The organism is Vibrio sp. 1401 (genome assembly GCF_033340295.1).
Genome location: NZ_JAWOWF010000033.1, coordinates 38,563 through 55,201, shown reverse-complemented (window position 1 = coordinate 55,201; position 16,639 = coordinate 38,563). Strand labels below are relative to the sequence as shown.

At 40.2% G+C, this 16,639-nt stretch carries 17 protein-coding genes; 3 read left to right on the top strand and 14 right to left on the bottom strand.

Going from position 1 to position 16,639, the window contains the following annotated elements; genetic code table 11:
* Window positions 1-571 precede the first annotated feature (571 nt).
* The 7 genes from R7Z77_RS16445 to R7Z77_RS16415 form a co-directional block, all read right to left on the bottom strand.
* The gene (locus tag R7Z77_RS16445) at window positions 572-1,825 is read right to left on the bottom strand and encodes an HD-GYP domain-containing protein (RefSeq protein ID WP_005381029.1); all 1,254 of its coding nucleotides are present in this window, start codon (window positions 1,823-1,825) and stop codon (window positions 572-574) included.
* 130 nt (window positions 1,826-1,955) lie between these two features.
* Window positions 1,956-2,954 carry a LacI family DNA-binding transcriptional regulator gene (locus tag R7Z77_RS16440; protein ID WP_033906218.1) on the bottom strand — a complete coding sequence of 333 codons (999 nt, stop codon included), beginning with the start codon at window positions 2,952-2,954 and terminating at the stop codon, window positions 1,956-1,958.
* Between the two features lie 105 nt (window positions 2,955-3,059).
* Window positions 3,060-3,815 carry a chitin disaccharide deacetylase gene (gene chbG, locus R7Z77_RS16435; protein ID WP_033906217.1) on the bottom strand — a complete coding sequence of 252 codons (756 nt, stop codon included), beginning with the start codon at window positions 3,813-3,815 and terminating at the stop codon, window positions 3,060-3,062.
* Window positions 3,816-3,833: 18 nt separating this feature from the next.
* Complete coding sequence (locus R7Z77_RS16430) at window positions 3,834-5,156, bottom strand: 6-phospho-beta-glucosidase (RefSeq protein WP_033906216.1); 1,323 nt, start codon at window positions 5,154-5,156, stop codon at window positions 3,834-3,836.
* Window positions 5,157-5,168: 12 nt separating this feature from the next.
* Window positions 5,169-5,480, bottom strand: coding sequence for a PTS lactose/cellobiose transporter subunit IIA (locus R7Z77_RS16425; RefSeq protein WP_031777269.1), 312 nt, complete (start codon window positions 5,478-5,480; stop codon window positions 5,169-5,171).
* Window positions 5,481-5,531: 51 nt separating this feature from the next.
* Complete coding sequence (locus R7Z77_RS16420) at window positions 5,532-6,866, bottom strand: PTS sugar transporter subunit IIC (protein ID WP_005381064.1); 1,335 nt, start codon at window positions 6,864-6,866, stop codon at window positions 5,532-5,534.
* Between the two features lie 87 nt (window positions 6,867-6,953).
* Window positions 6,954-7,259, bottom strand: a complete 306-nt coding sequence (locus R7Z77_RS16415; RefSeq protein WP_025767645.1) for a PTS sugar transporter subunit IIB — start codon at window positions 7,257-7,259, stop codon at window positions 6,954-6,956.
* Window positions 7,260-7,506: 247 nt separating this feature from the next.
* Between R7Z77_RS16415 and R7Z77_RS16410 the strand changes: the two genes are divergently transcribed.
* On the top strand, window positions 7,507-8,790 hold the full coding sequence (locus R7Z77_RS16410; RefSeq protein ID WP_033906214.1) for a carbohydrate-binding protein: 1,284 nt from the start codon (window positions 7,507-7,509) through the stop codon (window positions 8,788-8,790).
* A gap of 573 nt (window positions 8,791-9,363) precedes the next feature.
* On the opposite strand, the gene R7Z77_RS16405 is transcribed toward R7Z77_RS16410, so the two are convergent.
* Together R7Z77_RS16405 and R7Z77_RS16400 are read right to left on the bottom strand one after the other, a co-directional pair.
* A complete protein-coding gene (locus R7Z77_RS16405; protein WP_248487026.1) occupies window positions 9,364-10,305 on the bottom strand; it encodes a retron St85 family RNA-directed DNA polymerase in 942 nt (313 codons plus the stop codon).
* The gene (locus R7Z77_RS16400) at window positions 10,298-11,302 is read right to left on the bottom strand and encodes a retron St85 family effector protein (protein ID WP_248487034.1); all 1,005 of its coding nucleotides are present in this window, start codon (window positions 11,300-11,302) and stop codon (window positions 10,298-10,300) included. The genes R7Z77_RS16405 and R7Z77_RS16400 overlap by 8 nt, the downstream gene beginning before the upstream one ends.
* A gap of 857 nt (window positions 11,303-12,159) precedes the next feature.
* Here R7Z77_RS16400 and R7Z77_RS16395 point away from each other — a divergent pair.
* Both R7Z77_RS16395 and R7Z77_RS16390 read left to right on the top strand, forming a co-directional pair.
* On the top strand, window positions 12,160-12,369 hold the full coding sequence (locus R7Z77_RS16395; protein ID WP_005380677.1) for a cold-shock protein: 210 nt from the start codon (window positions 12,160-12,162) through the stop codon (window positions 12,367-12,369).
* 202 nt (window positions 12,370-12,571) lie between these two features.
* Complete coding sequence (locus R7Z77_RS16390) at window positions 12,572-12,727, top strand: hypothetical protein (protein WP_318136755.1); 156 nt, start codon at window positions 12,572-12,574, stop codon at window positions 12,725-12,727.
* An 807-nt stretch (window positions 12,728-13,534) separates the two neighbouring features.
* Here R7Z77_RS16390 and R7Z77_RS16385 read toward each other — a convergent pair.
* The 5 genes from R7Z77_RS16385 to R7Z77_RS16365 all read right to left on the bottom strand — a co-directional run bounded on the left by R7Z77_RS16385 (window position 13,535) and on the right by R7Z77_RS16365 (window position 16,476).
* Window positions 13,535-13,693, bottom strand: coding sequence for a hypothetical protein (locus R7Z77_RS16385; protein ID WP_180760439.1), 159 nt, complete (start codon window positions 13,691-13,693; stop codon window positions 13,535-13,537).
* A gap of 65 nt (window positions 13,694-13,758) precedes the next feature.
* The gene (locus R7Z77_RS16380; protein ID WP_020196715.1) at window positions 13,759-13,959 is read right to left on the bottom strand and encodes a hypothetical protein; all 201 of its coding nucleotides are present in this window, start codon (window positions 13,957-13,959) and stop codon (window positions 13,759-13,761) included.
* A 119-nt stretch (window positions 13,960-14,078) separates the two neighbouring features.
* On the bottom strand, window positions 14,079-14,291 hold the full coding sequence (locus R7Z77_RS16375) for a cold-shock protein (protein WP_005380667.1): 213 nt from the start codon (window positions 14,289-14,291) through the stop codon (window positions 14,079-14,081).
* Window positions 14,292-14,773: 482 nt separating this feature from the next.
* Complete coding sequence (locus R7Z77_RS16370) at window positions 14,774-15,172, bottom strand: hypothetical protein (protein WP_029838635.1); 399 nt, start codon at window positions 15,170-15,172, stop codon at window positions 14,774-14,776.
* Window positions 15,169-16,476, bottom strand: a complete 1,308-nt coding sequence (locus R7Z77_RS16365) for a hypothetical protein (RefSeq protein WP_049884468.1) — start codon at window positions 16,474-16,476, stop codon at window positions 15,169-15,171. Before R7Z77_RS16365 ends, R7Z77_RS16370 begins: the two co-directional genes overlap by 4 nt.
* Between the last annotated feature and the right edge of the window lie 163 nt (window positions 16,477-16,639).

Sequence of the window (16,639 nt, the reverse complement as noted above, 5' to 3'; positions counted from 1 at the left end):
AGCGTTCAATCTGAGCCATGATCAAACTCTTCAATTTAAGATTTTGTTCGGCTCAATGAATACTGAACATTACATAAAGTAATGTTTGAATTGACTGTGCTCTTATTGGTTTTTACTTTTGAAAAAGTAAAACAAAACAGCTCAAGGCTGCTTCCCAATTCAAATGGTCACTTCGTTTCATTGAAACCTAATTTGATACCGAGGTATCTAATTGGATTATCATCAACGAGTGCCCACACAGATTGATAGGTCTATATTGTTAAAGAGCTTGCTTTGCGAGAAGTTTCTCTCTCAAAGCGGAGGTGCATTCTAGCGATTTAGTTGTTAGTGTCAAACACTTTTTTAAACTAATTTTTTGTAGAAGCTTTTTACCTCTTCGACCCTGCTAAAGCCTTGTGGCGTCTGCCGTGTCGATGGATGCGCATTATAGGGAGAAGATTTTCTTTGGCAATACTAAAAATGCATTTTTTCTAAAAAAACATGCCAAATGGATACTTTCCATCCAACCCTAAAATTACCCAGAAATAACACTCAGGATTTATACAATTTACCCACAAAAAGCTGTGGATAACTACTCATCACTATCAAAGAAATAAGAAATACGCGAACGCGGATTTAGATACTCTTTTACTTTATCCGGTAATTTTGACGGATGAATCGCGTTAACTATCTTTATATCTTTTGAGGCAAGATCAATGATTGGCGCTTGCGTCCTTGGTACTGATGGATCGTAAACCAAGACATTCGGGAATAATAAATGCGATGCATTCACTGAGATAACCAGGCCGACCATATTATTAGAAAGCTGAACTACGGTACCCGGAGGAAACACGCCCATAAACTTAATTAGGATGTTCAGGTTCTCTTCTTTATATAGGTGTTTACAGTTCTTATATAAATGAGAGAGTGCGGTATAAGGAATCTTTTGATCTGAGACTATCGGTGTATGACACAAGTTATCAAACGCATTGGCTACAGCAATAATTTGAGCAAACTCGTTGATCTCATCTCCTTTCAGGCCTTTAGGATAACCAGACCCATCTCTTAGCTCATGGTGCTGCGCGATCACAATTCTCGCGACTTCGGGAAAAGCCTCGATTTGACTCGCAAGATCGACGCCATATTTAGTGTGCAACTTTAAGTAGTTGGTTTCTGGCTCTGTTAGAGGTAGTTGCTTTCTTAATATTGCAGTCGGGATTTTTATTTTCCCGATATCATGGAATAGTGCGGAGAAGGAAAGCTCTTTCAACTGTGCTGCTGAGTACCCTTTAGCACGGCCAATCATCATCGAGATAACAGCCACGTTCAATGAGTGGAAATAAATATCTTCAAACTCATTTTTTCCGTTCATCAGATGTAACGTAACATTATCATCGCACATTAACTTCTCGACGATATCTTCAATAAGAAGCTTTGCTTCATCAACTGCTGCTGTCGGACGGTTACGGATTTTAGTCATGACTGAACGCATACGTGCCAGAGAGCGCTCAAACTCTTTTTCACACTGAATCACGCGTCGACGGTATGCACTTAACTTTTCTATGCGGTTCTGTTTTTCTTGCCACATTTTTTGAGTTTCATGATCTAACGACGCTTCATTTGTTACTCTGTCAGCTTGTCTTTGATCAACAGGGAGTGGAACGGCATCGCTTTGCTCTGGATTAAAGTAAACGAACTTTACGCCGAGGTGGCGGATCATCTCGACTTGCTCTTGGTCTTTAATCTTAAAGCTATTGAGTAGAAAGGGGTGATCGTTCCACTTTAGCGGAAGACGGATATGTAATCCGGGTTGAATACGATCGACCGTTAGTTTAATGGCTGCCACTTATTCACTACTGATTTATATTTCTTAAGAGAGTTAGAATACTAGTAAATTTTGTGAATAAATTCATCAGTAACTAGCAAAACATCAAACCGTTATTTCTAAGCGACTCACTTAATTAGATAGAAGTAAGCTACTTTAAGGAGCGATCTGCTTTGCGTATTTTAAGCTTGGCCTCGAACACTGGCTTGTCTATTACTTCTTGCTCTTTGACTAGCCCCATTAACGTTTGTACCGCTACACGGGCCATGTCACTGATAGGAAAGTGCACTGCTGATACTGTAGGGTAAAGACTTTCACAAAGATCAACACTGTCAAAGCTAGTTAATGAGATTTGCTCTGGTACAGAAATACTGTGCTCGTGTAAGTACTGCATTGCGCCAACCGTCATTTCTTCACTGCACGAAAAGACAGCCGTCACATCAGGGTGTCGTTGTAAAATTGCAGCCATTGCATCATAACCACTTTGCCGACCATAATTCCCTTCTTCACACCAGCTTTCATCAATATCTATACCAGCATCCTTCATTGCATCAATATACCCAAGCTTTCTCAATACACTGTTATGACGTTGGGATGGACCGGTAATACAAGCAATCTTTCGATGACCACCAGCTAAAAGGTGCTCAACGGCAATACGGCTTGCATGATGATGGTTAAAGGTAACACAACGCTCTTCTATTCCTTCCACGTAGCGATCCAGGAGAACGAAAGGTGTTGGTTGTTTAGCTAATTCACGTAAGTCATCATCTGACAAATAACGACTATGAAGTACATAGCCGTCACAACGTAAATCATTAAAACGCTGAATTGCCTCTTTTTCACCTTGTGCAGAATGATGGCCTTGAGCTGTAATCAAAAACTTCTTATGAATATCCAGCTCGGTTTGAACCTGCTCCATCATCTCGCCAAAGAAGCCCCCCGTATAGTAAGTCACCAATAACCCAACCATATTACTGGATGAGGTTGCGAGTGAACGAGCAATTGCACTGGGACGATAATTCAGTTGCGCCATAGCTTGCTCTACTTTTTTTCGAGTTTCTTCGCGAAACTTCCCCTCCCCATTAATGATTCGAGAAACGGTAGAGCGATTTACACCGGCGAGTTCGGCGACATCTTTAATCCTTGCCATAATGCTATTGGGTCCAACTGCAATTGTTATTAAATATCCGTTTGTGTAGAACGGCTGCCAGCAATTCGTAAGGTGCTTATAGGGGGCGAAGCTGGCAGCCTTTAATCATACACCGACCATTTGATTGGTAGAAACGAGCTCAGAGTAATCCGTGACAGCTATACCATGATGAGCTAACTGTTCTTTTAAAATGGGAGAGGTAAGAACTTGTAACTCTAGCTCTCGCTGAAGCGCATAGCCACTCTTTAAGATAAGCGCCTGATCGGCCTCTGCCGGGTGGCACATCACCTCAACCAAGTCATAGTCAGCTTTTAAGCTCAATAAATGTGTCATTAAACCATCCAAGCTCACTTTTTGGTCATAAAACTCATCAGTAAAGATATACCTGATTGTCATCGATTCTTGACACAAGCCAGTGCCCCGCAGTGGCACTCGGTATTCATTCGCTACTTCTTTAATAACGGGCAAAATTTGAGGGTGAGTATGCGCGTGATGATGGCTATCTAAGTGGCTTAGCTCTAACCCAAGCGATAAAAAATGTTCCACCTGAGCTTTTGCTTCATCATAAACGACCTGAGTTTCGAAGTCCTGCTTACTCCAAAGTTCGTCATAGTTGATAAAGTGCGATCGGCCGTTGGTCAAGTTAGGATGCTTCGTTATAGGCACACCTGCTGTAAACCTAAGATGAACGCCAGTTTTCAAGTCTGGATTATGGCGAGCTAGTTCTAAGGCATGTTGCTCAGCATCCATACCCACCATCATGGTGGTTGAATGAACCACACCTTGCTGATGAGCTTTAACGATGCCGCTATTTACACCTCTCGTTAAACCAAAATCATCAGCATTAAAAATGACTTTCATCGGCGCCCTTCCTTAGTTTTACAACGTCGTTAGTTTAAATTGAGGTAAATACGGAGCGTTCACCGCCAGAATATCATCCAGGATTGACTTGGCGCGGCCAATGTCAGGCACCAATGGGTTATTGGTTAATGCCATAAGCGCCTTGTTATAATTACCTTCGACAGCAGCTTCTATTGTTAGCTGCTCATACGCTTTAACTTGATGGAGTAATCCTTTGATATTGTTTGACAACTCGCCAACCGCAAGAGGTTTCGCCCCCCAGCTACCAATCACGGCACTACATTCAATCACAGCATCGTCAGGTAGGCCGTTGATCGCTCCATTATTTAAAACGTTAACAACATGAATACTATTACGATTGTTATAAATTGAATCAACTAGGTTCAGTGATGCATCAGAATAATAAGCACCACCCCGCTCCTCTAACTCTTTCGGCTTATGATCGAGGGTAGGATCTTGATAGAGCTTAAATAGCGCATTTTCTGTTTCCATTACCTGCTCAGCACGAGTGCCTTTTTCATCGGCACTTTGTTTCTCTTCAGCAAGCATGGCATCAGTTTGATAGAAGTAGCGATGATAAGGACATGGTATCGCCCCCAGTGCTTTTAGAAATGCCGGATCCCACGGTTCTTCCCAGATATTCTTCATACTGAAGTTGGCACCATCACCGACTTTCTCTAATACCGTTTGAGTAATATCTTCCCCATTGAGCCATGCTTTGTGTACCCACACGAGATGGTTTAACCCAGCAAACTCAAGTTGTAGCTCTTTTGGCTCGCACTCCATCATTTCTGCAATCATCATTTCCATTGAAACGGGCACATTGCATAAACCAATACTCTTTACTTTGGTGTACTTACTGACCGCTTCGGAAACTAAACCCGCTGGGTTGGTGAAATTGAGCATCCATGCGTTTGGAGCCAACTCTTCAATGTCTTTACAGATATCAAGAATGACCGGAATGGTTCGCAGTGCTTTAGCAAAACCACCAGGGCCCGTTGTTTCTTGGCCGATGACGTCGTACTTGATTGGGATTCGCTCATCGTTAGCGCGTGCAGCAAGGCCACCAACACGAAACTGCGTCATCACAAAATCTGCATCTTTTATCGCAGCACGGCGATCGAAACCGGCTTTTATCTCAATTTTTGCGCCGGCTTTATCGACCATTCGCTGAGCCAATCCTTTGATGATCTCAAGCTTCTCAGCTCCTGACTCAATGTCCACAAAATGAATCTTCTTAACGGGTAAATATTCTAAGCGCTTAATAACCCCTTCAACCAATTCCGGGGTATAGCTACTACCACCGCCAATAATGGCAAGTTTGATCGCCTCTCTAGACATTTTCATCCCCCTTTATTTGTTCGAGATTTTTTTGTTCAGTGCGACGATTTCTACAGCCATCTCTTGAGCCAAAATCGTAGTCATTAGGTGATCTTGAGCATGCACCATCACTAACGTCATCGGGACTTTCCCTTCTCCCTGATCTTCTTCAATAAGCTGAGTCTGTATTAAGTGGGCTTTATTAATACACTCTCTTGCTTGAGAGAGCTTCTCATCAGCCGCTTCAAAATCTTGTTCTCGAGATAAACGCAATGCCTCGTAGCTTAAACTTCTGGCTTCACCAGCATTGCAAATGATCTCCATTACAACCAATTCTTGTTCCATCATTTTCTCTCCGAAAATCGGGCCGCGGTAATTGCGGCCCATTAAGCACAGTTAAGCAGTAACGCCTTCGCCTGACGGCTGCGTGTCACCTTTAGTTTCCTTCGTCGTTGGTAGTTCTTGCTCCAACATTTGCTTCTCAAACATTTTGAAGAATGGGAAGTAGATGATTAGATCAAGAATTAATAAACCAATGACGAGCAATACTGGCGCAAAGGTCCAACCGCTACCCCACGAAGCACCTATCAGTGCCGGTGTTGTCCAAGGTGTTGTAGCGACACCCATACCCACAAAGCCGACATGCACAGCAAAGTACGCAATCGTAGCGTTGATGACTGGAGCGAAGACGAACGGGATAAACAAGGTCGGGTTCATCACAACTGGGCTACCGAAGATCACAGGTTCGTTGATTTGGAAAAAGCCAGGCACCGCACTCATTCGACCAATGCTCTTAAGGTGAACAGAACGGCTAAACGACATCAGCATAACAAGAGCAAGTGTTGCACCAGAGCCGCCAATAAAGATGTAAAAATCCCAGAACGGTTGAGTAAATACGTTTGGAATCGGTTCACCTGCAACAAAGGCTTCAATGTTGGCACCAATGTTGGTCAAAAAGATTGGAGAAAGCAGTCCAACAACAATTGCAGCACCATGAATACCCGCAAACCAAAGTAGCTGGCAAAGCAATAAAGCGCCAATAATGGCAGGCAATGAGTTAGACGCACTAATTAGCGGTTTAAAGATAGCCATAACAGCGTCTGGAATCAGCATGTCGTACTGGGTTTGTACGAAAAGGCTAAGTGGATATAAGGTAATGAATATCGCTAAGACTGGTAGCAATACTTCAAATGATCGCGCAATCGCCGGTGGCACCTGCTCTGGCATGCGAATCGTAATATTGTGCTTTTTCATAAAACGGTAGAGCTCCACCGAGAAAAATGCACACATCACTGCGGTGAAGATCCCGGTTCCGCCCATGTGAGACATAGACAACGCGCCATCTTTAGCTGGGGCCGCAATGAGTAAAAAAGACATTAGTGACAATACAGCACTCGTGATCCCATCCATCTTGTAAGCCTTCGCTAAACTATAAGCAACGCCCAGCGAAACAAAAATGGTCATGATCCCCATCGACATGTTGTAGGGCATCATTATGGTATCAAAATGTGTAGTGGCGAAATCGAGCCAAATTCGACCAAAAGTAAAGGTTGTATCTTCGGCAAATGGGGGGAATGCAAAAATCAAAATGAAACTACCGACAATAATAAACGGCATTGCGACAATAAAACCGTCTCTCATTGCGCGAACATGGGGCTGATTCCCCACTTTAGCTGCTATAGGGGCTATATGCTTTTCGACTGCGCCTATAATTGCGTCATAAAGCTTCATAGAATCCATCCTTATTTTAGGCAAAAGAATCCCGCATCAAATATTTATATTTGATGTACAGTTATCTTTTTAATTTAAAACTATAGTTTAGTTAATTAATTCTAATGCTTGCTCTAGTACTTCTTCTCCCTTCATCATTCCATAATGCTGAGGAGAAATAGCATCAATGTTTTTACCATGCTCTTGCGCCGTTTTTCTTAGCTCTTCTAGCTGAAAACGTACTTGAGGCCCGAGAAGACAAACATCGTACTCTTTAATTGCATCTTCAAACGCATTCACTGACATTGCATCAATTTTGCACTCAATTCCTTTATTTTCAGCAGCTTGCTCCATTTTCTTAACAAGCATACTGGTGGACATCCCTGCGCTACAGCATAAAAGGATCTTTTTCATAGCCTTACTCCCGTTGTGTAAATTTCAACCTGTAAAAACTGTAGCAAAAATAACCAAGACAAAAAAGCGCAACCGGTTGCATTATTCGTGAACACAATCCCAATTTAGAAAATACCACCTATTTTTTTGTAATTATTTAGGTCTAGGATAAAAGTCATAAAATAATTTAAGACATCACATTAAGTTTCAAATTATCAATATTTTACTACTGACAACGTCGTTATTAATTTCTTAAAAGGAATAGAGAATGAAATTTAATAAATTGGCTATTGCAACGCTTGTAAGTGCCGCACTATCACAACACTCATTTGCTCAAACCGACTCTAAAGGCACCATTTATCTAACGTTTGATGATGGACCAATCAATGCATCTATTGACGTTATTCAAGTACTTAACCAGGAAGATATCAAAGCGACGTTTTACTTTAATGCTTGGCATTTAGATGGAATTGGTGATGAAAATGAAGACCGTTCCCTAGAAGCCTTAAAGCTCGCATTAGACACTGGTCATATTGTTGCGAACCACAGTTACGATCACATGGTGCACAACTGCGTGGATGAGTTTGGACCGAACAGTGCTGCGGAGTGTAATGCGACCGGGGACCACCAGCTTAACTCGTATCAAGACCCTGTTTACGATGCCTCAATGTTTACGGAAAACTTATCTGTGTTAGCAAAGTATTTGCCGAACATTACAAGCTACCCGAACTACAAGGCAACAGAGTTTGCTAGACTGCCCTACACCAACGGTTGGCGCGTGACGAAAGACTTCAAAGCAGATGGGTTATGTGCCACGTCTGATGACCTGAAACCTTGGGAACCAGGATATGTATGCGATACATCCAACCCATCCAACAGTGTAAAAGCAGCTATCGAGGTTCAAAATATCCTAGCGAATAACGGCTATCAAACTCACGGTTGGGATGTGGACTGGGCACCCGAAAATTGGGGCATTGAAATGCCAGCAAACAGCCTTACAGAAGCAGAAGCATTTCTTGGATATGTGGATTCCGCGTTAAACACTTGTGCACCAACAACGATTAACCCGATCAACTCCAAAGCTCAAGAGTTCCCATGTGGTACACCTTTACACGCAGATAAAGTTATCGTATTAACTCACGAGTTCCTATTTGAAGATGGTAAGCGTGGCATGGGGGCAACGCAAAACCTACCTAAGCTCGCTAAGTTTATACAGTTAGCAAAACAAGCGGGTTATGACTTCGACACAATGGATAACTACACACCGAACTGGCAAGTTGGTCATAACTACGACGCTGGCGATTACGTCTTACACCTAGGTACTGTATACCAGGCTGTAACAAACCATACTGCGCAACAAGATTGGGCACCGTCTCTAACCTCTAGCCTTTGGACAAATGCAGACCCAGCCACTAACTGGACTCAGAATGTTTCCTATAAACAAGGTGATGTGGTGACTTATCAAGGTTTGCGTTATCTAGTTGATGTACCGCACGTGTCCCAAGCAGACTGGACTCCGAACACTCAAAATACCTTGTTCACAGCTCTATAGGCTGTTCCTACTATCACCATGTAGTAGTTTGCGCGAGGCATACCCCTCGCGCTTTTTTTGTTTTGAAGATCCAGATACAACAAAGCCCCGACTTTCATCGAGGCTCTGTCTTAAAATATGGTACCGGTGGACGGAGTTGATTGGACTGGCATTCCTGCCGCCACCGCGAAGGCAACGCTAACTTTCTTTTGATATTTACGAACACCTAAAACGACGAAAGGCCGCTATAAAAGCGACCTTTCTAATATGGTACCGGTGGGCGGACTTGAACCGCCACGCCCGAAGGCAACGGATTTTGAATTCCTCTTAAGCACTTGTAATTACTTGCATTTAAGAGGATTTCTTTGGATATCAAGGACCATGAAATAGGATTTCATTGGATCTTTGTTGCACACGTAGAGTACAGATTTGAAATATGTTCCCAGCTCACTTTTGGACAACAACGTGTTATATACCTCACTAAAATAGCATTTGACGGATTACCTTAGGTATTGCAAAAACTCTGATTAAGTAGCCAAACCCACTATCCACTACAAAAACAGTCTACGATTATAGGTCTGGTTCAATGAGATCCTATGGCAAAATATCAAATGTCTGGATTTTTTTGATGGTTTCTACACCGTATCTATCTTCGAGGCTCTTTACAAATTCAGGTTCAATATGTTTTGCAAACCCTAAACTTCCTTTTAGAGTTTGCACATCCCTATCATTAGCTTTTCCGTTAATGAACCTATGGATACTTACCCTAATATTCCTCTTATTTTCTCTACCTATAGATAGTTTTCCCGTGTTTGACAGAGTGACTCCAGTAACGTGTCGATTATGAGCTTTAGATGAATGTACGGTTTTTTCCTTGTTAACCTTGATGTCTTTTCCAAAGTTCAATCTAAGTAATTTGACTACAGTGCGTTCTAATTCAAATAAAACATTTTTCTTATTGGTGCTGAATGTCATATCGTCGGCATAACGAGTGTAAACGATATTAAGCTCTTCACAGTGTTTTGAGATTTCTTCATCAAAGAAGTACATGATTGCGTTTGAGACAAAAGGAGAGCTAGGTGCTCCAATACTCAAGCGCAGAGGACTGTTTCTTCTTAGTTTCCAAAAAAATAATTGACTAACGAGAATGTAGTCTTTTTCACTCAATTCGATACCGTGCTTCATTATTACATCAGAAAGAATAGTCGGAGTAATGGAGTCAAAGAAGCGCTTTAAGTCCATTTTTAACAGATAGCGAGAGTGTGCGTGCTTCTTAGCATTCTCTTTTATTCCCCTGCCTTTACAGTAGGCCATAGCTGATTGATGAACAGGGATAACTTCTTCCAACTCGGAAGCAACATACTTTTGGAGTATCTTTACTGTTCTGGAAGGTTGAGCTATTAGCCTTTTTTCAGTGCTATTACGCTTGTCAATGTAGTAGCGTTTGTAGCGGAGAGGCACTGTATGAAGGTAAGATAACAGTTCGTCATCCGAAAGGGATAGTTGCTCTTGTAATGTTTCAAATAGATTAGTCATTGGCTTTCCTTATTTGAACTATACGTTTTAGAGCATTAAATCTTTTTTTTGCAATTTCTATTTCTTTTTCATCTTCTGTTTTCATAAAAACAGGATTAAATGAACTCCTGATTTCCATTTTCAAGTTAGGCGCATCGAGTACTTTTCCTTTTCTAGATTTACCAAATTTTATTTTGGATAGTGATTCGTCATTGACGTAATAGTACTTAGAACCACTGTACTCATAGGGAGAAGCAAGCTTAAATTTTTCCAGCAAATATAAACACTTAGTGACATTTCTTGTGGGGTAATCGATTTCCAAGCAAATTAAAGCCATTTCTATTTCGCTTAGTTTTATGGGCTCACATAGACGAATTATGTCGTGAATAAGATAAGACATGTGTCCTGAGTTTTTCACGTCGAACTTATCTGTCTTTTTAACTTTTCCCAACTTATCCTTGATATCACTTACTACAAAATCAAGCTCATCATATTTTAGAGATTCGGTATTTGCCCACGGATAAATCATGACGGACGTATCATTGCGTCGTTTAAGACTCTGAATCGCACCTAGGTAAATGAACGAAGAGTATGCTGGTTCATTATCTTCTTTAGCTTCAAGCTCTTCAGCTGGCACAAAAACTATCAATCTATCTTTGAGCTCAATTCGATTGCAAAACAGCCCTAGCTCAACAAGTGAACCGGCGCTCTCAAGAAATATGACGACAAGAGTTGATATGCTAGCGATATCATCTTCAAACTCCATAAGGTCATCATAGGCACCATCTTTAAAATAGTCTTTAAAGTCTTCTGCTGCAATTAGGTGATCTGTGATGTTGCTTGTAGTGTCTTTTGCGAAGTAAGTAAAAACTCTTTCTCTCACACTTGCAGCAACCTGAGTCATAGGTCCGCCACAGACAAAAATAATAGGAGGGGTACTGAAGTTGACAGAAAAGTTTGAATGATTGAGATCACTAAAGATAGTTTCTGTAACGCTGCTGTATGTGTTTTCTGTCATTTTCTACATAAGCTATTGCTAATTAAAGATAAGGCAACCAATGGTTGCCTTATAAGTGCCTTTACCTAAAGGATGCGCTGAAGACTTTTCGTGCGCTCCTGAGGAACGAAGGATCGTGCGGAAAGTGCTGAAGCGCAACCCTAAATGTCCACAATAAATTACTGTCTGGCGATGCGCCCGACAAGTTCTGTTTGTAACAAAACCAACGCGTAAAGGAGTGTTTAAAATATACATTTGTACTTTCTAAGTATCAAGATAATTCTATAGACATTGCTAAATGCTGAGTGGAATCAACGAATTCAGTTGTGCTATACCAACTTTGGTATGTATTGAATTAACTGTTCATTGTTAGAATTAAATCAGAGTTTTGCGTTTAAGTTACGTACCATCGAATTAGTTTTGGTAGGGGAAGTACACGCCCCGAAAATGTGTAGAGTATTAGCTCTGAATGATTTTGGGGCAGTTTTGCGTTACGATGATCTACCCCGTCAGCAAGCCGTTGGACAAAGGCGAGTTTGGCAGCCGCAAGCAAGTCTCTCTCAAAAAAGGCCGTTTGGCAGTATTGATTTATTACTTAATGTTCCCAACTGCAAAACGTCGGAATCAAGATGAACCCTTTGTGATAAAATGCGTTTGAATAGATGATATAAAAATTAATTTAAAATAAAGGTATATTTTTTTTAATTAATCTGTATAGTGGGCTTTGCTCTGACACAGAGTTGTTTCAAGATAAAATATAAAGATAGTTTTCCAGCGTCATCCCTAGCAAGTTTCTCTCTGTAATCTCCTTAATGCTCTATCCTAAAATAATACCTATGTTCAGTGCACCTTAATTTTAATTTTATAAGGGGCATAATATGTCTAATCAAGTAATTGGTACAGTAAAGTGGTTTAACGAAACTAAAGGTTTTGGTTTTATTTCTCAAGAAAATGGCGATGATTTATTTGTTCATTTCAGAAGCATTTTAGGCGATGGCTTTAAGAAGCTTATTGAAGGCGAGCAGGTTTCCTTTACTGTAGGTAAAGGTCCTAAAGGCCTTCAAGCAGAAAATGTAACGACTATTTAGTCTTACAATTGAATTTACACTGCCTCGTCATACGCCTGGCGAGGTAGTTGCTCTGACAAAGATTTGTTTCAAGATAAAATATAAAGATAGTTTTCCAGCGTAATCCCTAGCAAGTTTCTCTCTGTAATCTCCTTAATTACCTATCCTAAAAATACTTATGTTCAGTGCACCTTAATTATAATTTTTTATAAAGGGGCATAATATGTCTAATCAAATATTTAATAATGAGAATAGAAATAATAAAAACAAATATATTCAAAATAAAGAAACATCAATACATAAAAAAATAAAGATGAATAGCCTTCTCCAAAGGATTGCTAATGGTGAGACTGGTGTTGTTTTGGAGGAACTACTTTGAAAAATCACGGTAGAAAGAAGATCTGGTTTAAGTTAAAAAAGTGCGAATCATACACTAAAAAAATTTTATTATATTGAATGTAAGGTTTGTACAAGGTTGCTCATAGAAAGACTATGCTCTTCAACAGATGAGCTTTGGGAATAGCAACCACGAAATATCTGGGGCACACATCATATTATGACAAGTGGAACGTTAAGTTGCTTAAACTGTAGGAGCGATGAAACATACTCGTAGTGCTCAGGTTTGTGAGATGAGGTAATAACCATTCTATGATGGTTTTTTTTGCCGTCCATACTCCTTGATAATCAGTTGCTTGCCTAGTCCAGCTTTTAGGCAGAAACCAAGTCAGTTCGAACGTTTAAGCGTGAAACAATGCCATATTGAAAGCATCACACCACTACGTCTCCTCAAAAGGAATAGGACCATGCCGACCTAAAACACACCGTGATGGATAGCGAAACTATCTTCATGAAAAGTCTAACGAACGCCAAGCGCTCAGCTGAGCATCATGAGCCAGAGGGTGCAATACTAATTAAGATTAGAGATTTAATGGATCAGATGCTAAGTCGAATAACGCTTGATGCTTGATGATAGCTGGGTAGATAGCTGTGAAGACTGACGTTGGTTAGCAATCATGATTCGTTTTTCGTAGTAGCCTTTGACACAGTTTGGATCGTTTGTCTGACAAGGTTTGCTCACGATTAAGTTGATCTCGTAAACCTGTCAGCATGTCTCGGTCCAAGTTGCTCAGCTTTTCGGAATGTAAGAGGAGTGTCGTATTGATAAGCTCAGAGAGGTTTCGTGAACTCATAGTCCCCACTCTTTATCCCACTTTTTTTGTTCTTCAATCTCTTCTATGCGTTTGCGAACACCCATTTTTTTCAACTCTTCTGGTATTCGTTTAATCCCTTTCTGATTAATACTAAATTGCTTCTGCTTTTGTGTCGCTTTAGGTGACTTACTCATATATCATCCTATTGATGCTAAGAAAGATGATTTTATTCAGATTAGAATAAAGCCATTTCAATTCATTATCTCTTATTAATGTATCGTTCCGCGTTTGCAAAAAGTTTATCGCATGCTTTTTTCTGTGCTAAATATTCTGATGAACTTTCAGTCATAGAGTCGAGAATTTCTTTCGCTTCTTGATATTCTTTTACCATCGCAGCGAATCGTTCTTCGAAGTTGTTTTTCTGTGTTTTCTTGCTTGATTTTCTTACTGGTTTTCTCATATTGCTTCTTATCTTATCGATCCCAAAATTTATTTTATTCGTATTTCGAACGTTCAGAATCTTTATTAAAAAATAAAGTAAAAAAGTCTCCTCGACAGAAGAGACTTTTTATAAATATCTTACACTAACGTAACATTATCCGCTTGAGGACCTTTGTTACCTTGTTCAACAACAAAAGAAACCTTTTGGCCTTCAGATAATGTTTTGAAGCCATCACTAACAATTGATTTGAAGTGAACAAATAGGTCAGAACCGCCGTTATCAGGAGTGATAAATCCAAAACCTTTGGATTCATTAAACCATTTTACTAAGCCTGTTGATTTATTTGACATAATATATCTCGATACATTGATTAAGTTAAAAAGAAAGCTACTAAATAAGGAATGAAGAAAAAGGTATCGCAGGATAAATATGACGAATTTAATCGAATAAAAACTGAGAAGATCTTGAACTAAATATTTTACTAATAGCTCATCGTTTGAGCTTCTGACACTATACACTATATGAACATAATAGATATCTATTTCTTGATTGATTTTTATTGTCCATAAAATCAATGACATAAAAAGTGAAAGGCTGAATTGAAATCAACAGCATCATTAAAAATAATTATTGCAAAACAGATATTCGATACAAGCATGATCCCTAATTCTAACTTTGAATGGGGCAAAGGTAAGTTATCACGCAAGTTGCGTGACCCAGCCTGCGTGATGGATTTGTAACGCTAAATGGGGCAAAAATGGGTTGTGCGGCGCGACATGTTCACACCGCAATATAAGTCCTAATGAAGGGAGTGATGATGATTCGATATTGTTCAGATATCAATTACCTGGTTCGGATTTTGTACATCACGCATCAGTTGTGATATTTGTTGGAGATTTCCATTTTGCGTTATATGTACCATAGCGCTTAAGGCTAGCTCGAGTTTTTGGTTATCTCCGGACTCTAAAGCACTATCAACTACATCAAACATTTTATCCAAGGCCTGCTTGTTAGTTTCATGGTGTAGATTAATAGCATTTAATAAAATATCCTTCTGAGCCCTAATCCCCTCGATATTGACTTTAGTAATATTGTCGGAAGCGAGACGCTTTGTCTTTTCCTCTTCAACGACTTTGGTGTAATCGTTAAATGCGTTATAAAGCTCGCTACCAGCTTCAGCCAACATTAAAGGATTACTTTTCCCGGCAAACTTTTTCATTAAATTCTTCATAGTACCCAACCATAAAAGTAAATGGCAAAACCCAGACAGCCAACGATCAAGACTTCGATGATCTTACTAAAGATCCCTTTTGTGAGGGTATCAAAGGCTACAAGAAACATTACTACAGCGATAAAGCCACTTGCTGTACCAAAAAAATCCCAGTGAATATCCAACAAGTAAGAGCAAAGCCACCCGAATACAGGTATCACGAGTAAGGAACCGAGTAAGGTGTCTTTATCTTCTTTAGAATAAATGCTTGTACGTTGTTTATTCTCTTTGGAAAACCAGAAATAAGTCGCTACGCTTTGTTGCCCTTTCATTTCATTAAGGCTTTTCTGACCACTAACCATATCATCAACAAAAGATGCTATGCACTCATCTGTTAATGCGGTTGCCTTATTAATGGCGTGTAACGACTTCTGGGTAGGTTGCTGCTGCTTGTCAACAAGGTCTATAGCCATCAAGCGTTTTAGTGTTTTAAGAAGTAAAATGACCTCAAGTTTATACCTATTAATAGTGTTTGCTGACTCTTGGTTCTGAAGAGCATCTGTCAATAGCTTCTCTCGCCCCTTCAGCCTATCAGCAATTTTTCTAAGTGTTTTCTGATATGATTGAACGTGAGAGTTCATTGCAAATGCAACTTCTACTAAAACATCAGTTTTCTCAACATATGTTTTAACTTCATTTCTGTATTCTACAGCTGCGGTCATTTTCTTTTCAGCATGCTTTGCATATTTTACAGCACCAAACACAGCTAATGGAGCTAGAGCAATCCCACCAAGAACTAAGGTTCCGCCCGCCATCCCAGCTCCACCAGCAGAAATGGCACCACCGCCAAACCAAGCTAATGTAGCATTTTGTGCAGCGGCTCCAGATAAAGTAGCAATAGCAGTACCTGTCGAGGCAGTACCGAGTGTTGATACAGCGCTCATAGAACCTAAGGCTAATGCGGCACCTGTAGTGGTTCCTTTTACACCTGTCTTAGCGACATCTTTAAACTCTATAGCTTGTGCTTTTAGTCGAGGAGCTTCTGTTTTATCGAATTGGATATAGGCCTGCTTCCCAACATGACTATCTAGTTCATTGATCTTCTGACATTTTCTCAAGGTTTCTAGAGCTGTGGGTATTAGCTTATCTGTGTATTCAAGTTTATCATCCACCAACTCATCTACAATTCGTTTTGACTCACTTTGAGCATCAGCAAGTCTTCGCTCTGCTCTTCTAGCACGGGATTTAGCTCTCTCAACAATCTCATCAGCCTCACTACTTTGTCGATATGAGCTAACCACTGGAACTTTATCTAAAAAACTCATCTTATTCCTGCTTTCAATTAATCAGCAATGATCAACCATTGTCATATATAATAGTATCAACATACTGAAAGCTAGGTCACTAAATTAGAGTCTTTCTTCTGAAATCTTGGTAACCACACCACCACCTGTACGCAAACTAAACATATAGAAGCATCTCAGCAAC